Raw genomic sequence first — 21,071 nt, 5'->3', positions numbered from 1 at the left:
CAGCCCAATGCGCACAACACATGCCCCTGATACTGTCACCTCCCACTTCCACTGCGTGACCTTCATGCTGGGAGGGGAGCTCTACGGGGTCGATATCGGCTGCATCCGCGAGATCATCGAGTTCGAGGGGATGACGCCGGTGCCCATGATGCCGCGCTTTGTCAGGGGGATCATCAACCTGCGGGGCGCCGTGGTGCCGGTCATCGACCTCTCGATCCGCTTTGGCCGGGGGCAGACCCCGATCCAGCCCACCACCTGTGTCGCGATCCTTTCGCTGCCCAACAGCAATGGCGAAGAGCAGGAGATCGGCATGCTGCTCGACTCCGTCTGCGAGGTGCTGGAGATTGCCACCGACACCATAGAGCCAGCCCCGACCTTTGGCGCCCATATTCGCGGCGACTTCATCCAGGGGGTGGTCACCATCGCCCAGCAGTTCGCCATTCTGCTCGACATGCACAAGGCGCTCTCCATCGCCGAGCTGAGCGCCATGGCCGAGGCCACCACCAGCCAGCTCTTCAACAGCGAGCAAGGGGGCTATTAGTGGCGGCATCCCTCACCACCCCGGATCAGGGGCCGGTGCTCACCCAAAGAGAGTTCGAACTGTTCCGGCGCTTTATCTTCACCGCCGCCGGCATCGATCTCGCTCCCTGCAAGCGGGCGCTGGTGCAATCCCGCCTCGCCAAGCGGCTGCGGGCGCTCAATCTCACCAGCTACTACGGCTACTGGGAGCGGATCAACCAGCCACAGAATGTGCAGGAGCGACAGCTCGCCATCAACCTGCTCTCTACCAACGAAACCTATTTTTTCCGCGAGGCACAACACTTCAGCTGGCTCAAACACCATGCCGAACAACTGCACGCTAGCCGCCATCAACCACTGCGGGTCTGGTCTGCCGCCTGCTCCACCGGTGAGGAGGCCTACTCAGCCGCCATGGTGCTGGCCGAACAGCTCGGCATCAACGAGCGCTGGCGGATCTACGGCACCGACATCAACACCCGGGTGATCCCCTTTGCCCAACGTGCCATCTATGCCGTGGAGCGGGCCCAGCATGTCCCGCCCCACCTCTGGATGCGCTATTTCCAGCGCGGTCACGACGAATATGCGGGCAAGGTGCGGGTGAGACCCGAGCTGGCGAGAAAAGTGTCATTCTCCAACCTCAACCTGCTCACCTGCAGCAACTTTATCGAGCGGGAGTTCGACGTCATCTTTTTGCGCAATGTGCTTATCTACTTCAACGAAGAGACCAAAGGCCAGGTGCTCTCCCAATTGTGTGAGCTGCTCAGGCCCGGTGGTTATCTGCTGGTCGGCCATTCGGAGATCATCCGTCAGCAGGATCTGCCACTGGTGCAGGAGGCCCCTTCGCGCTATCGCTGCCAACCTCAGCTTTTTAAGGATGAAACATGACCATACGGGTATTGATCGTGGACGACTCGGCACTGGTGCGGGAAGTGCTGACCCAGATGCTGGGCAAGGCCGCCGATATCGAAGTGATGGGGGCGGCATTCGATCCCATCTTCGCCATGCAGCAGATGAAGAAGAGCTGGCCGGATGTGATCATTCTCGATATCGAAATGCCTCGTATGGATGGCCTCACCTTCCTGCGCAAGATCATGAGCGAGCGCCCGACGCCGGTCATCATCTGCTCTTCCCTGACCGAAGAGGGGGCAGCCATTACCCTGGATGCCATGGCTGCCGGAGCCATCTCCATCATCACTAAGCCCGCGGTCGGCATCAAAAGCTTCCTGCAGCAATCGGCCAACGAATTGATTCAGGAGATCCGTACCGCCGTCAACGCCAAGCTGCGAAACCTGCTGCCAGACCACCAGCAGCCCGGTTTTACTCCCCCTCCCAAACGCACCGCCGATGCCATGCTCTCGCCCCCGCCGGAGCGGGTCAAATTTCGCACTACCGACCGGATCATCGCCATTGGCACCTCCACCGGCGGCACCCAGGCCCTTGAATATCTGCTGACCAGACTGCCGGTCACCTGCCCGGGGCTTGCCATCGTGCAGCATATGCCGGGGCGCTTTACTGCCTCGTTTGCGGAGCGCTTGAACGGCCTTTCCAAGATCGAAGTCAAGGAAGCGGCCACCGGCGATCGCCTGCTGCCCGGGGTGGCGCTGATCGCCCCCGGTGGCAAACATCTGCTGATCCAGCGCAGCGGCACCCAATATCTGGCTGAGGTGAAAGAGGGCCCCCCCGTCTCTCGTCACTGTCCCTCGGTCGATGTGCTGTTTCGCTCGGTGGCGGTCAGTGCCGGTCATAACGCCCTTGGGGTCATCATGACCGGCATGGGGGATGATGGCGCCCGCGGTATGCGCGAATTGCATGACACCGGCGCTCGCACCATCGCACAGGATGAGGCGAGTTGCGTGGTCTTTGGCATGCCCAAGGAGGCAATCGCCCACGGCGGGATCGATGAAGTGATGTCCCTTGCCCAGATAACCCAGACGCTTGGCCGTCCCGATTGAGAGGAACCACCATGTCCCTAGAACAATGGCAGGGCCGCAGCGCCCTGGTGGTCGATGACTCCCGTACCCAGCAGTATGAGGTGACCTGTCTGCTGCAAGAACTGGGCTTTGGCCAGATCCATCTCGCCAGCGATGGCCAGGATGCCCTCAACAAGCTGGAGCAACTGGAGCATGTCGATCTGCTGCTGACCGATCTCAACATGCCGGGAATGGATGGGGTCGAGCTCATCAGCCAGCTGGAGAAGCACACAGGCTATCAGATGTTTGTCGCCGTGATGAGCGCCGTGGATCGGGATGTACTGGATGTTATCCACTCCATCGCCGATGCCGGCACGCTGGAGGTGATCGGCGTACTGGCCAAACCGCTCAGAGCCCAGGATCTGCGCAACATGCTGCAGCACTGCGATCCGCGGATCCATCGGGAAAACAACAAGTGGATGCAGCTCACCTTCACCAGCGACGATGTCCGCCATGCTCTGGAGCAAGGCCAGCTGGTTCCCTTTTTGCAGCCCAAGATCAACATGAGCGATGCCAGCCTCTATGGCTTTGAGGCGCTGGTGCGCTGGCATCACCCCGAACATGGCACCCTGCCCCCGGTCTGTTTCGTTCATCATCTGGAAGAGGGGCAGCTGGCGCTCGATTTTTTCTACGCCTTCTTGCAAGCCACCTGCGAGGCACTCAACAGGCTCACCCTGCAGGCTGGCCAGCTCAGCTGCTCCATCAACCTGCCGGTCTCGCTGCTGACGACCGACAAGCTGGTGGAAACCATGGTGGAGGTCGTGCAGGGCCATCGCCTGCCCTGTCAGGCCATTATCATCGAAGTCACCGAGACCACCTTCATGTCCAACCTCGCCGTGTCGCTCGGTACCCTCGCCCGCCTGCGGCTGCGTGGCTTCGGTGTGGCAATGGACGATTACGGCACCGGCTACTCCTCGATGAAGCAGCTGTCCCGCTGCCCGTTTACCGAAATCAAGATAGACAAGGAATTTGTCCACGATGCCCATACCAGCCCCAAGAAGCTGGCCATCCTCACCTCCGCCATCGTGATGAGCCAGAAACTGGGGCTCAAAACCGTCGCTGAGGGGGTTGAGAGCGAAGAGGATTGGCATCAACTGGCCTTGCTGGGGTGTGATTTGGCCCAGGGCTATTACATCAGTCGCCCGCTGCCGGTTGAACAGATCGCCCACTGGTTCGGCGAGTGGCAGGCAAAACATACAATTTATCCGGAAGACCAACCCTGATTGGGAAAATAACTTAAATTTAAGGTGTCGTGTAATTTCGGCATGGAATGCAAATACATCAGCATGAGGCTCTATATGATAAATCTGATCCGTCTTGTATCGATAAAAATGCGACTGATGCTCGCCTTTTTGCTAGTCAACCTGATCCTGATCGGGGTGGGATTTTACGGCAAACAAAATACCTCGACCGTCAACGACATGTTGAATGACATGTATCTCAACATGCTGGTCCCGATAAAGGATCTATCCAACGCCAATATGCAGGCTATTTATCACAACCGCTCCCTGTTTGATTATGTGATTGAGCCAACCAAACCGGGCATGGATGCCATCTCTCATAAAATGGATGGCTACGAGCAGAAGATGAACGAGCTGCTCAACCAATACCGGGCGACCGAACTGACCGAACCGGAAAAAGTGGCGCTGGCAGATTTTGATCGCGCCTGGCCCCTTTACAAAGAGGCGGCCAAAAAAGCGATGGCAGCCAGCTACGCCAATGATAACGACACCGCCGTCAAATTGATGAAGGGGGAAGCGGCTGCGACGTTTCAGGTCGCCGATGACCTGCTCAGCAAGCTGGTGGATATCAACCAGGGGCTGGCTAAACAAGCCTATGACGATAGCGACGTGATCGTTGCCGATATCTCCACTGCAACCTACACCATCATCACAATATCAGTCGCCCTCTCGGTAGTGCTTGGCTGGCTGCTTAGCCAGAGCATCAACCTGCCGCTTGGCAACATCATGGAAGAATTGAAACAATTGGCCGCCGGTTATCTCACTGGCAGTGATAATCGTGACGGGCAAGACGAGATCACCCAGATGCAGATCTCCATGGGCAATGCCCGCCGCAGCCTGCGCAACATCGTATCCACCATGCAGCAAGCCGCCGAAGGGCTCACGGCCAGCTCCTCCCAACTGGTTGCCGCAGCGCAGCAAGTCAACACCAGCTCCCAGCAGCAATCACTGGCGACCGCCAACACAGCCGCATCGGTAGAAGAGCTGACCACCTCGGTCTCCCAGCTCTCCTCCTTTGCCAATCAGGCCAACAGCGTGGTCATGGAGTCCGGTGAAATCGCTCACGCCGGTGAGGAGCAGGTCAAGCGGGCGTCGCAGGAGGTGGTGCGCGTGACCAATGCGGTCAACGATTCCGCCAAACAGGTACAGGGATTGTTTGATGACATCACTCGCATCAGCCAGATCTCGGTGATGATCCAGGGGGTCGCCGATCAAACCAACCTGCTGGCGCTCAACGCGGCTATCGAGGCCGCCCGGGCTGGCGACATGGGCCGCGGCTTTGCGGTCGTTGCCGACGAGGTGCGCACTCTGGCAGCCCGCACCACGCAGGCTACCCAGGAGATCAACGAGATGCTCCAGTCAATCCAGCAGGGTGCAACCGGCGCGGTCAAGGGAATGAACGCCTGCTCCGACAGCATGGGCACGGTACGCGAAACCACCGACAACTCCAGCCACACCATGGCCCAGGTCGATCAGAGCTCCCGCAAGGTGGTGGGCCTTATTCAGGAGATCAGTTCCATGCTGCATGAGCAGGCGGCAGCCAGCCAGCTGATCGCCCAGTCGGTCGAGGAGATCACCCAGATGTCGCTGGAAAACGTCTCGGCCGCCGAGAGCGTCAACCACGATGCCTCCCAGCTGACCGATATCATCAAGCAGCTCGACGAGGGGATCCGCTTCTTCAAGGTGTAAAACGGGCTCAAAACAGGATCAGATGCAAAGTGGCGGGCAATCCCGCCACTTTTTTATTTCAACTTCACTCAGGGCAACGCCCAGTCTCGATTACCAGACACACAATCAAGCCATTTGCCAAACAACGGCGGCATCACTCTCCGGGAAAATGAAATATAAGCAAATAACGGGGTAACACTGTGAGGAAATAGAGGCAGATAAATGGAACTGAGAATGGCGGCGACAGGGCGCCGCTTTTAGTTGACCTGACGATTTTAGCTGACCTGACGATATTGCTCAGTCAGGACAATACGAGGGGTCATCCGGTTATTCATCACCTTGATAACGCCAAAACGGGACAAGGTTTTGCTGGTTGTCAGTACAAAATCCTGAGTCAGGTTCATGCAGACACTCGCCTGTTCACCCGCTTCAATGACCATAAACTCCCCTCTGCCGTGGGGCGTATTCATCCAGACCAGATCGCCATTTTGTGGCGATATAACCGGGTGCTGTTCACCAAAAAACCAGCTTTGTGGCATCAGGGGTTTATAAAAACGGCTCACTGCGATGGCATTAAGCACCAACTGAACCTGATGAGGAATACTCCACGCCAGTTCTGCCGCTTTATCCATCAATTGATAATAGAGCGCCGCATCATCGACACAAAAAGGCTGGGTGGTAAATGAACTTGGTACCAATTGCCGCCCTTTATATTCGGTGGCAAACAGCATGTTATCAGACAGGTCCAACATCAGACGGTCATTCTGGGCATCATAGTGCCATTGCCAGCTATCGGTCGGTTGGATAAGCATGCGGGAGCCCTTACTTGATAATTACCAGTTGACTTTATTCCATATGCAGGAAATCAGCAACGTCAAATAAAGGGCTCCCCAACTATTTCTTAAATATTGGTCACAATCTCTTTGACCAGACCCGGTCCTTTATAAATAAAACCGCTATAAATTTGTACCAGACTGGCTCCGGCAGCCAATTTTTCCCGCGCCGCCATGGCACTATCGATACCACCGACCCCGATAATTGGCAGAGCCCCATCAAGCGCTTTGGCCAGATGACGGATCACCTCGGTACTCTTGTGCTGCAGCGGACGGCCACTCAGGCCACCCGCCTCACCGGCATGGGGCATGTCGTAAATCATCTCGCGCTCGAGGGTGGTATTGGTGGCGATAACACCATCGATGCCATTGCGAACCAGCGAAGCGGCAACCTGATCTATTTCCTCGAAGCTCAAATCCGGCGCAATTTTTACCGCCAGCGGCACATATTTTTTATATTGGGCGGCCAGTTCCTGCTGGCGGGTTTTCAGCGCGGCGAGCAATTCATCGAGCGCCTCGCCATATTGCAGCGAACGCAAACCCGGGGTGTTGGGGGATGAGATATTGACGGCGATATAACCGGCATGGTCATACACCTTGTCCATGCAGAAGAGGTAATCATCCTTGCCCTGCTCGATGGGGGTATCTTTGTTTTTGCCGATATTGATGCCAATTACCCCCTGATATTTGGCCTCTTTGACCCGCGCGACCAGATGATCAACCCCCTTGTTGTTGAATCCCATCCGGTTGATGATCCCCTCTGCCGGAATAACCCGGAACAGGCGCGGTTTGTCATTGCCGCTTTGCGGTCTGGGGGTAACGGTACCTACCTCGATAAAGCCAAATCCCATGGCCCCCAGTGCATCAATACACTCCCCATCTTTATCCAGACCGGCCGCCAACCCCACCGGATTGGCAAAAGAAAGCCCCATGACAGTGACGGGGCGTTTCGGCAAATTCTGGCGGAAGAAACAATCGAGTGGCGTACCGAGAAGGCGGGGCAAATATTTCATGGAGAGATCGTGAGCCTGTTCCGGATTGAGTTTGAACAGGAAATGCCTAGCGATGGGGTACAACATCTTTGCTCCTTAAAGAAAGCCCCGGCAACTGGCCGGGGCTTTGGGTGTTATGCCGCTGTTATGCTTTCAGGCAATTACAGTGATCGGCAATTCAACTGGAGCAGGTTCAACTCTCGCAAGGCCACCGAGAACTTGGCGAACTCGTGAGTGCTGGTGGTCTTGAAGTCGGCCAACATATGGGTCCAACGGGACAAGAGTTGTTCATGCTCCGAAATCCAGTCGGCCAGTATGGTAGCGCATTCTCCCTGATCTTTGCACCCTTCCAGTACCACGGAAGTGAGACTGCGCTGCTGCCAGTCCAGATCTTCGCGGAAGGAGGCCCGCGCCATCGCCTGCCAGTGGTTGCCCACCGGCTGATGGTTGATCTGGTCGAGGAACCAGTGCAAATCCAGCTTGGCGCCAAGGCGGTAGTAGACATTGGCGGCGCGCAGGATGTCGGTCTTATGCTCCGCGGCAATCTGCGCCAGATCCAGAGTGGAGAAGAGGCTGCTCATATGGGCGACCTGACGGGCGATGGCCTCCGGCACCTGTTTCTCCACCAGCTTCTGCACTGCCAGCTTGTGCTCGGCCACTTCGCTCTCATCCATGACCTCATAGAGGTGCTGACTGAGGGTTTCGAAGGCCGGACGGAAGAAGGCGATGTTCTCGCTGATGCTCCAGCTGCGGTTGCGAGCGCGCAGGAACCAGCGGGTGGCGCGGCGCACAATGCGGCGGCTGTAGAACATCAGCTCGAGCTGGGTCTCTGCCCCCACCAGGTTGTCGCACCCTTCGATGTCGCGCCACAGCCGGTTCATGCCAAACACCTCGCGGGCCATGGCAAAGCAGCAGGCCACTTCGGCGACCGAGGCTCCGGTCTCGTCCTTCATCCTGCTGGCGAAGTTGAGCCCCATGTCGTTGACCAGCATGTTGGCGACCCGGGTCGCAATGATCTCGCCCCGCAGCGGATGCTGGGCCAGTACCACACCGAACTGCTGCTGCAGTTTGGGCGGGAAGCTGGTCACCAGCATGTTGGCGAGGAACGGCTCGTCGGTCACTTCCGGGCAGTTGAGCTGCTCTTTCAGTACCATCTTGCCGTACGCCACCAGCACCGCCAGCTCGGGTCGGGTCAGCCCCTGCCCTGCCGCCATCCGCTCGGAGAGTTCCTCATCAGATGGCAGGAACTCCAAAGCACGGTCGAGCTTGCCTTCCCGCTCCAGCCCCTGAATAAAGCGCTGCTGCTCTTTGAGTTGTTCAGAGCCGCGGAAGCTGGTGACCGAGATGGACTGGGACTGGCGATAGGCGTTGGTGATGACGATCTGCGCCACATCATCGGTCATCTCATAGAGCATCTGGTTACGCTGCTTGAGGGTCATATCCCCGGCTGCCACCAACTGGTTCAGCAGGATCTTGATGTTCACCTCATTATCGGAGCAGTCCACGCCGCCCACGTTGTCGGTAAAATCGGTATTGATACGGCCGCCCTGACTGGCGTACTCCACCCGGCCAAGCTGGGTAAAGCCGAGGTTACCGCCCTCACCCACGATACGGGCACGCAGATCGCGGCCATTGACCCGCAGAGCATCGTTGCTGCGATCACCGACCTCGGCGTCGCTCTCGCGGGCGCTCTTCACGTAGGTGCCGATACCGCCGTTCCACAGCAGGTCGACATTCAGGCAAAGCAGTGCCTTGATCAGCTCGTTCGGCGCCATGCTGGCCTTGTCGGTACCGAGCAGGATCTGCATCTCGGGGGTGAGCTTGATGGACTTGGCCGAGCGCAGGAAGATGCCGCCCCCTGCCGAGATCAGGCTCTTATCGTAGTCATCCCAGGTCGAGGTCGGCAGCTCGAACAGACGCTTGCGCTCGACAAAGCTCCTGGCCGAATCCGGGTTGGGGTCGACGAAGATGTGCATGTGGTTGAACGCGCCAACCAGTCGGGTGTGCTCGGAGAGCAGCATGCCGTTGCCAAACACGTCGCCCGCCATGTCGCCGATCCCGACGCAGGTAAAATCGGTGGTCTGGCAGTTGATACCCAGCTCGCGGAAGTGGCGCTTGACCGACTCCCAGGCGCCGCGCGCTGTGATGCCCATCTTCTTGTGGTCATAACCGACCGAACCGCCGGAGGCGAACGCGTCACCCAGCCAGTGGCCATACTCCAGGCTGATTTCGTTGGCGATATCGGAGAAGGTGGCCGTCCCCTTGTCGGCAGCCACCACCAGGTAGTAGTCATCCTCGTCGTGACGCACCACATCCTTGGGCGGGATCACCTCGCCTGCGATGATGTTGTCGGTCACATCGAGCAGACCGCGGATAAACAGGCGATAGCAGGCCTTGCCCTCTTCCTGAATAACGGCGCGGGGCGCTCCCGTCGGCATCTGTTTGCAGTAGAAGCCACCCTTGGCCCCCACCGGCACGATGACGGTGTTCTTCACCTGCTGGGCTTTGACCAGACCCAGCACTTCAGTGCGGAAGTCCTCCTTGCGATCGGACCAGCGCAGGCCGCCACGGGCTACCTTGCCCCAACGCAGGTGTACCCCTTCCACTCGTGGCGAGTAGACAAAGATCTCGAACTTGGGTAGCGGCAGCGGCATGTCGGTGATGCTGGACGGCGCCAGCTTGAAGGAGATGTAGGGCTTGATGTGGCCCGCCTTGTCCAGCTGGTAGTAGTTGGTGCGCAGGGTGGCGTCAATCATCTCCACATAGCGGCGAATGATGCGATCGTCATCGAGGTTGGCCACCTGATCCAGCTTGGCGGCAAGCTCCTCGTGCAGTCTGGCCCCGGTTTCCGCATTGCGGGGCATGGCCGGATTGAGACGCTGCTCGAACAGTCCAAACAGCAGGCCGGCGATATCGGGATAGCGGGTCAGGGTCTCTTCGATATAGGACTGGCTGAAGGAGACGCCGGTCTGGCGCATATATTTGGCATAGGCGCGCAGCACCGAGACCTGACGGCCAGTGAGACCCGCCCCCAGCACCAGTCGGTTGAAGCCATCATCTTCCAGCTGCTTGTTCCAGATGGCTGCGAAGGCTTCCTGGAAACGCTGCTGGCTCTGCTCCAGATCGAACGGCTGATCGCTGTGCAGCAGCATGGAGAAGTCGAGGATCCAGAACAGCTCGCCCGCCGGAGTACGCACCTGATAGGGGGTCTCGCCAATAACCCGCAGTCCCATGTTCTCCAGCATCGGCAACACGTCGGAGAGGTGGATAGGTTCGGTGCGGTGGAACAGCTTGAGGCGTACCCGGCGATCGTTCTCCTCTTCCTGAGCGCGGTAGAACAACATGCCCAGCGGCTCGGCTTCGCTCAGATTGTCCAGCGCCATGATGTCGGCCACGGCAGAGCCCGGCAGCACATCTTCCTTGTAAGCGCGGGGGAAGGCGGTGCTAAAACGACGACGCAGTTCGTTGCCGCGCGCTTCGCCATAGTGGGAGAGCAGCACGGAGTCGAGTCTGTCGTCCCAGCTGCGGGCCGCTTCAATCAGGTTGTTCTGTACTTCGTTCACATCCACATCCACGTTGTTGTTGTTAACCCGCACTATGTAGTGAGTCCGTGCCAGCACGCCCTCGGTGAAGTAGACGTTGAACTCCACCTCTTCGCTGCTGCCGAAATATTGTTGCAGGATCTGCTGGGTCTTGATCCGCAGCGCGGTGTTGTAGCGCTCCTTGGTGACATAAACCATGCAGGAGAAGAAGCGGCCATAGACATCGCGGCGCACGAAGAGGCGCAGCATGTCCCGCTCCTGCATCTCCAGCACACCCAGACCGGTAGCCAGCAGCTCCTCTTCGCGGGCCTGGATCAGCTCGTCACGGGGATAGGTTTCCAGCACGTTCAGCAGCGCCTTGTAGGCGTGGGAGCCCTTCTCATGGCCGGAGGAGGCCATGATACGCTCGAGACGATGGCTGATGAGCGGGATCTGGGTCGCACTGGTGTTGTAGATGGAGGAGGCATACAGACCGATAAAGCGATCTTCCCCCACTACCTTGCCATGCTCGTCAAAGCGCTTGATGCCGATGTAATCCACATAGGCCGGGCGATGAACACGGGATTTGCTGTTGGATTTGGTGAGGATCAGCAGATCCTGACTCAGCGCTGCGTGACGGGCGCTGGCCGGCATATTGCCAAGACGCTGCCCCTCATCCTTGATGGAGTTCTTCATCAGACCGAGGCTGGAACTGGCCTGCGGCAGGATCTCGTGATCCCCCTCCACCGCCTTGACGTCGTAGCGACGATAGCCCATCAGGGTGAAGTTATGGGCCGCCACCCATTTGAGAAACGCGATGCAGGAGTTGACCTCCTCCTGGCTCACCGGATGATTCCGTTTGGGCAACTCGTCGATGATTTCATTGAGCTTGGCCAACATCGGCTGCCAGTCACCGACCGCCAGCGCAACTTCGCCAGCCACAGATTTGAGCTCGGCTGCCAGCGCTTCCATCTGCGCTTCGCTGGTAAGGTGATCGATTTCGATGAGGAAGGCGGTTTCGACCGATGTCTGCCCGTCGGTATTGTCGAGATCCAGAATGGCGCTGATCTTGCCTTCTTCGCCGCGGATCAGGTGCAGCGGCTGGTGCAGCATCATGTGGGCGGTGATATTGAGACGCTTGAGCGCCATCCGGATGGAGTCCACCAGGAAGGGGGAATCCTGCAGGATCACCTCGACGATAGTGTGGGGGGACTGCCAGCCATGGCGGGTCAGCTCGGGGTTGTAGACCCGGATATAGGGTTCGGTGCCGCTACGCTGATTGAGGGCATTCCAGAGGCTAAGCGCCGCGCCGTAGAGATCGCTGTCGTTGCGATCATGCATGTCGGAGCTCGCCATGTTGCCGTAAAACTTGGCCACGAAGCATTCGACCAGAGAGGCACTCTTCTTGGGCAGTTTTTGATGGATCAGGCCGAGAACGTTTTCGAGCAGAACTGAGGTAGGGGCGTCTTTCAATGCCATTTTTATATTCCTTATCGGACGACATTAACCACCGACGCAGAGGCAACCACCCTGGTTACCCGCTGGTGCAGAGTTGTTGCGAAGTGTAATGGCTTGGATCAAGGAAGGCGAGAGGAGATGCTAACGGACTGTTAAAAACAAGGTGCAGATCACGGCTTAAACTGTGAGATATTTTGCCAACAGGCAAAAAAACAGAAATTCCCACTGCCTTTGTGCCACTTTTCCGGATAGATAGTGAGCATAATCAGATAATCAGTCGGTAAACTGTTCGTTTTTTGTTAACTTATGCGTTCGAGGCTGATAAAGCGATAATCGTCCTGCGTTTTGAGACGAAAATAGCCATGTACCCCGCTGATAGCGACAAAAGGCCGGATTTTATCGATGCCAAGCTCGATGGTCAGCCCTTGTTCACAGCGCACTACCAGCCGTCTGGCGTGCCCCTGATACATCAACATCACCTCGTCACTGCTCAGCGACAGCCGAAAGGTAAATTGCTTCACGTTTACTCCCGATAAATGCCCTGCTTACCCCGCTGGCAAGCAGAGAGGGTCAAAAAACGGGGCAAAGGATGACACTCCCCTGCCCCGTCAATGTTACTGCTGCAGCGCCTTGCTCACTTTCTCGAACAGATCCCGCGCCAACCCCTCGAGGTTGGCCAAGCGGGTCAGCTCGGCACGGATCAGCGCCTTGCGCCCCTCATCGAGTCGCTTGAACTGGATAAGCGGGGTGATGAGGCGGGAAGCGACCTGCGGGTTGACCTCGTTGAGCTCGATCAGCAGATCGGTCAGGAAGCGATAGCCGCGACCATCGATGGCGTGGAACTGCACCTGGTTGTTCATGGCAAAGCTGCCGACCAGTGCACGCAGACGGTTCGGGTTGCGAATACTGAAGGTCGGGTGAGCCATCGCCTGCTGCACCTCGCTCAGCACATCTTCCGCCGGTTTGCTGCCCACCAGACGCAGCCAGTTATCCAGCACCAGACCATCCCGGGCCCACTTGCCTTCGAAATCGGCCAGCAGCTCGGAGCGGCACGGCAACAGATAGCTGTTTGCTACCTGCAACGCCGCCAGAGTGTCGGTCATGTTGTCCGCAGCGGCATATTGTTGGCGCACCAGCAGGTCAGCACTGCCGGCATCGAGAGCCGCCAGATAGCCGAGCACCACGCTCTTGAGCGCGCGTTTGGCCATATCGGCATGCGCCACCTGATAACCCGGCAGATGAAGGCTCTCGTAGGTCACCAGCAGCTGGTCGCCAAAGGCTTGCGCCAGCGAGGTCGTGATCTCGTTACGCACCTGATGGATGGCATCGATATCCGCCACCTCAAAAAGTTCGGCCAGGGTCGCCTCACCCGGCAGGGTCAGGATCTCCGCCTTGAGCGCCAGATCGAGTTCGGCATCTTCCAGAATGGCGATAAAGGCTGCCAGCAGGGTTTGGGAGAGCTCAACCCCCTGTCCATGCTTCACCCGGGCTACCCCGTCGATAACTGCCTTGTTGATCAGCATCTGGGCCGCATCCCAGCGGGCAAATTCGTTGCGGGCATGCCGCATCAGGAAGGCCAGCGCCTCATCGCTGTAATCAAAGTGCAGCTTGACCGGCGCGGAGAAGTCCCGCAGCAGGGAGGGAACCGGCTTGACCGCCACCTGATCGAACAGGAAGGTCTGCTCTGCTTCCAGCACGTCGAGCACGTTGCCGATAGCCTTGCCCTGATACTGCAGCGCAATAACGGTGCCCTGCTCGTCATAGAGTTCGATATCGAGCGGAATGTGCAGCGGCAGCTTTTGCGGTTGATCCTGAGTCGGCGGGGTATGCTGGCTCACATGCAGACGGTAAACACCGCTCGCGGCATCGTACTCGTCGGTCACGGTCAGCTCGGGGGTGCCGGACTGGCTGTACCAGCGGCGGAAACGACCGAGATCGACCCCGGAGGCATCCTCCATCGCCTGCACGAAATCATCGCAGGTGGCCGCCGAGCCATCGTGACGCTCGAAGTAGAGGCGCATACCCGCCTGGAAGGCGGTCTCACCCAGCAGGGTGTGCATCATGCGGATCACTTCCGACCCTTTCTCATAGACGGTCAGGGTGTAGAAGTTGTTCATCTCGATCACCACATCCGGACGGATGGGGTGCGCCATGGGGCCCGCGTCTTCGGCAAACTGCGGCCCGCGCATGGTGCGCACGTTGTCGATGCGGTTGACGCCACGAGAGCCCAGATCGGAGGAGAACTCCTGATCCCGGAACACCGTCAACCCCTCTTTCAGGCTGAGCTGGAACCAGTCGCGGCAAGTGACGCGGTTGCCGGTCCAGTTATGGAAATATTCGTGACCGATCACCCGTTCGATATCGTTGTAGTCGTTGTCTGTGGCGGTCGCCGGGTTGGCCAGTACGAAACGGGAGTTGAAAATATTCAGCCCCTTGTTCTCCATGGCGCCCATGTTGAAGAAGTCGACCGCCACGATCATGTAGATGTCGAGATCATACTCGAGGCCAAAGCGCTGCTCGTCCCAGCGCATGGAGTTGATGAGGCTCTCCATGGCGAAACCGGCGCGATCCAGATTGCCTTTGTCGACGAAGATCTCGAGAGCCACCTTGCGACCGCTTTTGGTAACGTAATGGTTGCGCTCCACGTCGAAATCACCGGCCACCAGCGCAAACAGGTAGCTGGGCTTGGGGAACGGATCCTGCCACTGCACAAAATGGCGACCGTCGCCCAGATCGCCGCTATCTACCTTGTTGCCGTTGGAGAGCAGGAAGGGATATTTGGCTTTGTCAGCGGTGATGCGGGTGCTGTAGCGCGCCAGAATGTCGGGGCGATCCAGATAGTAGGTAATGCGGCGAAAGCCCTCCGCTTCACACTGGGTACAGTAGGCATCACCCGATTTGTAGAGCCCTTCCAGCGCGGTGTTGGCGGCCGGATCCAGCAGGGTGACGATGGTCAACACGCACTCGGCGGGCAGATTGAAGATGGTCAGGGAGCTCTCGCCCTGCTCGTAGTGTTCGCAGGGGATGCCATCGATGGCGATGCTCTCTAGCGTCAGCTGCTCACCATCCAGTACCAGCGGCGCATTGTGCTCGCCGTTGCGGCGGATGCGGGTAATGGCAGTGACCCGGGTCTGTGGCTCCTGCAGCTGGAAATCGAGGTCGATGGTGTCGATCCAGTAGAGCGGTGCCTGATAGTCCTGACGATATTTGGCCGTCATGGCCTGGGAGTGATCGTTCATTATTGTCTGCTTCCACGCTTGTTAAAGGCGAGAAAGAGGCTGTCACAACCAACTGGCAGGGTCAAACAATTTGCAGCAGACAAAAAGAAAGGGCGACTTGCGTCGCCCTTGCTCGTTATCTCAGTCAGATCAGCTGCGTTTGCCGGTCTTGGCCAGATCTGCCGTAATATTGGCCGCTTCGACCAGATATTCGTCAGGAGCCTCAAAATCGGCAGGCAGTTCATCCAGGCTCTTCACCGGCGGCTTGCCAAGGCGAGCCAGTCGCTCATTGGTACGCTTGAGCGCTTTCTCATCCTGCTTGGCCTGCTCTGCCAGACGTACCGCTTCATTGAGGGAAACTGACTTCTTGTCCTTCTCCTCTTTGTAGTCGGCAATGTCCTGCATCACGTAGGCAAACTCGGGATCCTTGGCGATGCGTGCATCGTGGGCCGACTTCAGCTTGGGCAGCAGGCTGGCAAAGTTGCCGAGCTTGTCATACTTGGCCGACGCGATCTTGTCCCAAGGCAGAGCATTGAACTCGCGGCTCTCACCCGTTTCTTCCGGTGCAACCGGTGTCGGGAAGCTGATATCCGGTGCAACCCCCTTGTTCTGGGTACTGCCACCGTTGATCCGGTAGAACTTGGCGATGGTGTACTGCACGTGACCCAGCGGCTGCTCGTAGAAGTCGTAGACCTTGGCGAGGCTGCGATGCTGCTGCACCGTCCCCTTGCCGAACGAGTTTTCACCGAGGATCAGGGCCCGGCCGTAATCCTGCATGGCTGCCGCAAAGATCTCGGAAGCCGACGCACTGTAGCGGTCGATCAGCACAGTCATCGGACCACCGTAATAGACGTTGCCATCATCGTCGCCGTTGACCGTGATACGACCCATGTGATCACGGATCTGAACCACCGGGCCACTGCCGAAGAAGAGGCCGCTCAGGGCAGACGCTTCGGTCAGGGCACCACCGCCGTTACCGCGCAGATCAATGATGAGGCCGTCGATCTTCTGCTTGTTGAGGGTGGAGAGCTCCTTGATCACATCATCATGCAGATTGACGTAAAAACTCGGGATCTCGATGACACCGATCTTCTTGCCTTCGGCGTTAATCACCTTGGACTTGGCCGCGCGATCTTCGAGGCGAACCTTGTCGCGGGTCAGGTCGATCAGCTCGGTCTTGGCAGTTGCCCCCTTGCCACGCTGGATCTCCAGCTTGACCTTGCTCCCCTTGGGCCCCTTAATGAGCTCGACCACGTCATCAAGACGCCAGCCGATCACATCGACAATCTTGCCATCGTCCTGCCCTACCCCGGTGATTTTGTCATCGGGCTTGAGGCGGTTGGACTTGGCAGCCGGGCCGCCGGGAACCAGCGAGCGAATGACGGTGAAATCATCCTCTGCCTGCAACACGGCACCAATCCCCTCGAGCGAGAGGTTCATCTCGGTATTGAAACGATCGGCACTGCGCGGAGAGAGATAACTGGTGTGCGGTTCGATGGCACGAGCGAAGGAGTTCATGAAGAGCTGGAACACATCCTCGCTCTCGGTCTGGGACATCCGCTTGATGGCGTTGTTGTAACGCTTGCCAAGCAGCTCCTTGATCTCGGGCCACTCCTTGCCGCTGAGCTTGAGGCTCAGGGCATCGAACTTGACCCGCTGACGCCACAACTCATTGAGTTCAGCCTCATCTTTTGGCCAAGCCGCCCCTTCCCGATCAAACACATAGTTGTCGTTCTGGGTGAAATCAAAAGGAGTATCGAGCAGTTTGAGGGCGTATTCGTACCGCTCATAACGTCGCTGCTGACTCAGGTTGAACATCTCGTAGGCGGGCGCCAGACGGCCTCTTTCAAGGTCGGTGTCAAAACCGTTACGGTACTTTTCAAAACGGCTGATATCAGAGGCCAAAAACAGGTTGCGGCTGTAATCCAGGTTCTCCAGATACTTGTCGAAGATCACGGAGGAGAAGGCATCATCCAGCTTGAACTGTTTGTAGTGCGAGCGGGTAAACAGATTGGTAATTCGCTTGCTGGCCGTAGCATGTTGGCTCTCTTGAGCCAACACAGGCAAATCACTCTCCTTGAGCACCGGCTCGATGGCCTGTGCAAGCCCGACAAACGCCAGGCTACAGGCAACGAGGGAAAAACGAATTACGCCATGCTTCAACATTTGTCTCCTTAGAGAACCAAGTGCTCTGATTTGACCCGCAGCATCATGCCGGTCTGCAGTTGGACCTGTACATCATCTTTGGTCACTTCCTTGATGGTGGCCGCAACCGGGGATTTACCCATAACAACGCGCACACCCTGACCCACTTTCAGCGTAGCGGCATCCACTTTTACCAGCGGAGCTTCAGCGGCCGGTGCTTTCTCCTGCGCTTTCGGCTTGGCAGCTACATCAGCTTTTTCGGTTTTGCGGGGAGCAGGACGACGCGGCTTCTTGGCCTTTTCATCCTTCTCTTTGGTATTGGTGCGACGGCTGGCAAAGACGCGCTCTTTGCTCTCTTTCAGAGCCTGCTTGGCGTGCTCGATGTGCTCTTCGGTCAGCAGTTCGCCCGGGTTACCATCCAGATCAACGCGAGCCTGACCGGCTTTGAGCCCATGCAGATAGCGCCAGCTGGAGGTGTATTGACGCAGTGCGGAGCGCAGCATGGTCTTGGAGACTCTGGCATCGTCAGCAAGACGCTCGGCCAAATCCTGGAAGATGCCAATCTTGAGCGGCTTGGCCTCTCCTTCAGCAACGAAGCAGGCCGGGAATTTCTCGACCAGGTAGGCAACGATCTCTTTACTGTTCTTCAGCTTCTCAGTGTTTTCCATGTATAACCTTGGCTTTCAATAAACGCACGGGCACTTCCCGAGCACAACAAAGGCCCCATTATAGAGAGCTTGGGGCCTTTTGCGAACCATCTAGCAATGACTTAAAGCATGCTTTCCAAAATTTGCACCGTTTCTTCAAGACCAATCCGGTCTTCCTGGTCGAAACGGTTAAAAATCGGACTGTCGATATCCAGCACCCCGATGATCTCGTGACCCCGGCGCAGCGGAATCACAATTTCAGCGTTGCTGGCACCGTCACAGGCAATATGTCCCTCGAACTGGTGCACATCATCCACCACCTGGGTATTGCCTTGGGCAACAGCCGTACCGCAGACACCACGGCCAACCGGGATCCGGACACAGGCAGGCTTGCCCTGGAAGGGCCCCAGCACCAGGGTATCCCCTTGCAACAGATAAAAACCGACCCAGTTGATACCAGTCAACTCCTGATTGAGCAAGGCGGAGAGGTTGGCGAGTTTGGCGATCAGATCTGGCTCCCCTTCCAGCAGCGCCTGCGCTTGCCGGTTGAGGGTACGATAAAAGGCGTTCTTGTCACTCATGATTAAATGCACTTCACTCCCTGTAGACTGAAGGGAAGGTAACCTCTGAGACAAAAATTTCAAATATTTTTTCCAGAGTCCCCCTTCCCTGCCACGACATCACTATTCTCGAGCGACTGAAAGTGCCAGCTGTTGGCGCTGGCCATTGCTCCACTCAATATTGAGCAACCAGACCATCATGGGGGATGTGCAGCTTCCTACCAGCGCATTTGCCTGCCAGCCATTGCCGCTTGATTCAAAATTAACAGGGATGGTGCCCATAAACATATCTCGCCCCTCGAGCCAGGCTTTGATCGGTTTAATCCCGGGGTCCCCGCCCTCCAATCGAATAATAAAATCGCGTTCGGCGCGCACAGGTAATTGTGAAATAGCAATTGCCATCGACTTTTCACCAATTAATAGGTCACAACTGCTGTGGGAAAGATCACAAATTTGATCTTTTGTTGGCTCGGAATTTTGTGCGTTATCGGCTGCAAACCAGGTGCGATAGCTCACCAACGCCACCAAAACGGCCAGCACTAGCACAAGATGCATTACTTTCTGTGCAGTCAGTCTCTCTTTCATCAAAAACACCCTGTAAAGATGTAATAAAAATGGTCTTTTTTTGATCTCGCACAAGGTAAAACAAGCGTGTCAACGAGACCGAGCGGAGCCAAATATATCACTGTTTATACTGTTATTTTACCTGTCAGTTCAGTATCATTCCCATGGAGTTTTCATTTAGCCATCTTTTACTTTTCCTTTCGTTAACAGGTGTTAACAAGTGGTTGAAGATAGCGCGATGAAGCCCGTCCGGTTTGCCGGACAAAAAACCAAACAACAGCAGCATCGGAAGCGGAATATAACGATGAGCCATACAACTAACCATCCTGAGTACAACTACACCGTTGTTCGCCAGTTTACCGTCATGACGATTGTCTGGGGAATTGTCGGCATGTCGGTTGGCGTACTGATCGCAGCCCAGCTTATCTGGCCTGCTCTTAACTTCGACACTCCGTGGCTGACCTACAGTCGTCTGCGGCCCCTCCATACCAACGCGGTGATTTTTGCCTTTGGCGTCAGCGCTCTGATGGCAACGTCGTTCTACGTTGTTCAGCGCACCTGCCAAACCCGGCTGTTTGGTGGCCCGCTGGCGACCTTCGTCTTCTGGGGCTGGCAAGCAATCATCCTGTCGGCTGCCATCTCCCTGCCGCTGGGTTACACCTCCGCCAAGGAGTATGCCGAGCTGGAGTGGCCGATTGACCTGGCTATCACTGTGGTTTGGGTCGCCTACGCAATTGTCTTCTTCGGCACGCTGATGAAGCGCACCACTTCCCACATCTATGTGGCGAACTGGTTCTTCGGCGCCTTCATCATCACGGTCGCCGTGCTGCACATCGTCAACAACATGGAAGTGCCGCTCAGCGCCATGAAGTCCTACTCCATGTACTCCGGCGCCATGGACGCCATGGTGCAGTGGTGGTATGGCCACAACGCGGTAGGCTTCCTGCTGACTGCTGGCTTCCTCGGGATGATGTACTACTTCGTGCCCAAGCAGGCTGGACGCCCGGTTTACTCCTACCGTCTCTCCATCGTCCACTTCTGGGCGCTGATCTCCCTCTATATCTGGGCCGGTCCGCACCACCTGCACTACACTGCGCTGCCTGACTGGGCCCAGTCCCTCGGCATGGTCATGTCCCTGATCCTGTTCGTGCCCTCCTGGGGCGGCATGATCAACGGCATCATGACCCTCTCCGGTGCTTGGCACAAGCTGCGTTATGACCCCATCCTGCGCTTCCTGATCGTCTCCCTGTCGTTCTACGGCATGTCGACTTTCGAAGGCCCGATGATGGCGATCAAGACTGTCAACGCCCTCTCCCACTACACCGACTGGACCGTAGGTCACGTTCACTCCGGCGCGCTGGGCTGGGTAGCCATGGTCTCCATCGGTGCGGTGTATCACCTGATCCCGAACCTGTTCGGTCAGGGCCGCATGTACAGCATCAAGCTCATCAACGTCCACTTCTGGCTGGCGACTGTGGGCACCGTGCTCTACATCGTTGCCATGTGGATTTCCGGCGTGATGCAAGGCCTGATGTGGCGTGCAGTCAACGAAGACGGCACTTTGACCTACAGCTTCGTAGAAGCGCTGCAGGCCTCCTATCCCTTCTACTTCGTGCGCTTCCTGGGTGGCTGCTTCTTCGTCACCGGTATGCTGCTGTTGGCCTACAACGCCTATCGCACCATCACTGCGCCCAAAGGTTCCCTGGAACCTGTCGCCCAGCCAGCATGATTGAAG

At 57.4% G+C, this 21,071-nt stretch carries 16 protein-coding genes; 6 read left to right on the top strand and 10 right to left on the bottom strand.

Translation table 11 applies throughout. The features are described from left to right. Positions 1–7: 7 nt before the first annotated feature. The 5 genes from AACR93_RS10965 to AACR93_RS10945 all read left to right on the top strand — a co-directional run bounded on the left by AACR93_RS10965 (position 8) and on the right by AACR93_RS10945 (position 5,419). On the top strand, positions 8–541 hold the full coding sequence (locus AACR93_RS10965; protein ID WP_033113544.1) for a chemotaxis protein CheW: 534 nt from the start codon (positions 8–10) through the stop codon (positions 539–541). Then, complete coding sequence (locus AACR93_RS10960; protein ID WP_043850788.1) at positions 541–1,404, top strand: CheR family methyltransferase; 864 nt, start codon at positions 541–543, stop codon at positions 1,402–1,404. Before AACR93_RS10965 ends, AACR93_RS10960 begins: the two co-directional genes overlap by 1 nt. After that, a complete protein-coding gene (locus AACR93_RS10955; protein WP_043850787.1) occupies positions 1,401–2,471 on the top strand; it encodes a protein-glutamate methylesterase/protein-glutamine glutaminase in 1,071 nt (356 codons plus the stop codon). The genes AACR93_RS10960 and AACR93_RS10955 overlap by 4 nt, the downstream gene beginning before the upstream one ends. Positions 2,472–2,482: 11 nt before the next feature. Then, positions 2,483–3,712 carry an EAL domain-containing response regulator gene (locus AACR93_RS10950; protein ID WP_043850786.1) on the top strand — a complete coding sequence of 410 codons (1,230 nt, stop codon included), beginning with the start codon at positions 2,483–2,485 and terminating at the stop codon, positions 3,710–3,712. A 75-nt stretch (positions 3,713–3,787) separates the two neighbouring features. Continuing rightward, positions 3,788–5,419, top strand: a complete 1,632-nt coding sequence (locus AACR93_RS10945; protein ID WP_043850928.1) for a methyl-accepting chemotaxis protein — start codon at positions 3,788–3,790, stop codon at positions 5,417–5,419. Between the two features lie 254 nt (positions 5,420–5,673). Here AACR93_RS10945 and AACR93_RS10940 read toward each other — a convergent pair whose 3' ends face one another. From AACR93_RS10940 to AACR93_RS10895, 10 genes are all read right to left on the bottom strand, one after another. Continuing rightward, on the bottom strand, positions 5,674–6,210 hold the full coding sequence (locus AACR93_RS10940) for a cell division protein ZapC (protein WP_043850785.1): 537 nt from the start codon (positions 6,208–6,210) through the stop codon (positions 5,674–5,676). An 89-nt stretch (positions 6,211–6,299) separates the two neighbouring features. Then, complete coding sequence (pyrD, locus tag AACR93_RS10935) at positions 6,300–7,310, bottom strand: quinone-dependent dihydroorotate dehydrogenase (RefSeq protein WP_033113539.1); 1,011 nt, start codon at positions 7,308–7,310, stop codon at positions 6,300–6,302. A gap of 74 nt (positions 7,311–7,384) precedes the next feature. Further along, positions 7,385–12,223, bottom strand: a complete 4,839-nt coding sequence (locus tag AACR93_RS10930; RefSeq protein WP_043850784.1) for an NAD-glutamate dehydrogenase — start codon at positions 12,221–12,223, stop codon at positions 7,385–7,387. 278 nt (positions 12,224–12,501) lie between these two features. Continuing rightward, complete coding sequence (locus AACR93_RS10925; protein WP_043850783.1) at positions 12,502–12,723, bottom strand: DUF2835 family protein; 222 nt, start codon at positions 12,721–12,723, stop codon at positions 12,502–12,504. A 93-nt stretch (positions 12,724–12,816) separates the two neighbouring features. After that, on the bottom strand, positions 12,817–15,441 hold the full coding sequence (gene pepN, locus AACR93_RS10920; protein WP_043850782.1) for an aminopeptidase N: 2,625 nt from the start codon (positions 15,439–15,441) through the stop codon (positions 12,817–12,819). Between the two features lie 129 nt (positions 15,442–15,570). Next, positions 15,571–17,586, bottom strand: coding sequence for a carboxy terminal-processing peptidase (prc, locus tag AACR93_RS10915; RefSeq protein WP_043850781.1), 2,016 nt, complete (start codon positions 17,584–17,586; stop codon positions 15,571–15,573). A gap of 8 nt (positions 17,587–17,594) precedes the next feature. After that, entirely contained in the window at positions 17,595–18,233 is a 639-nt protein-coding gene (gene proQ / locus AACR93_RS10910) for an RNA chaperone ProQ (protein ID WP_043850780.1), read from the bottom strand. 101 nt (positions 18,234–18,334) lie between these two features. Further along, entirely contained in the window at positions 18,335–18,793 is a 459-nt protein-coding gene (locus AACR93_RS10905; protein WP_043850779.1) for a GAF domain-containing protein, read from the bottom strand. Between the two features lie 102 nt (positions 18,794–18,895). Next, positions 18,896–19,357: a hypothetical protein gene (locus AACR93_RS10900; RefSeq protein WP_043850778.1), complete on the bottom strand. Its 462-nt coding sequence runs from the start codon at positions 19,355–19,357 to the stop codon at positions 18,896–18,898. A 124-nt stretch (positions 19,358–19,481) separates the two neighbouring features. Then, positions 19,482–19,649 carry a hypothetical protein gene (locus AACR93_RS10895; RefSeq protein WP_156033901.1) on the bottom strand — a complete coding sequence of 56 codons (168 nt, stop codon included), beginning with the start codon at positions 19,647–19,649 and terminating at the stop codon, positions 19,482–19,484. Here AACR93_RS10895 and ccoN point away from each other — a divergent pair. Beyond that, positions 19,641–21,065: a cytochrome-c oxidase, cbb3-type subunit I gene (gene ccoN, locus AACR93_RS10890; RefSeq protein ID WP_042031008.1), complete on the top strand. Its 1,425-nt coding sequence runs from the start codon at positions 19,641–19,643 to the stop codon at positions 21,063–21,065. The genes AACR93_RS10895 and ccoN overlap by 9 nt on opposite strands. Positions 21,066–21,071: the final 6 nt, after the last annotated feature.

The sequence above is a fragment of the Aeromonas sp. L_1B5_3 genome, assembly GCF_963866575.1.
Taxonomy (GTDB): Bacteria; Pseudomonadota; Gammaproteobacteria; order Enterobacterales; family Aeromonadaceae; genus Aeromonas; species Aeromonas jandaei.
This window is presented reverse-complemented; position numbering and strand designations above follow the sequence as displayed.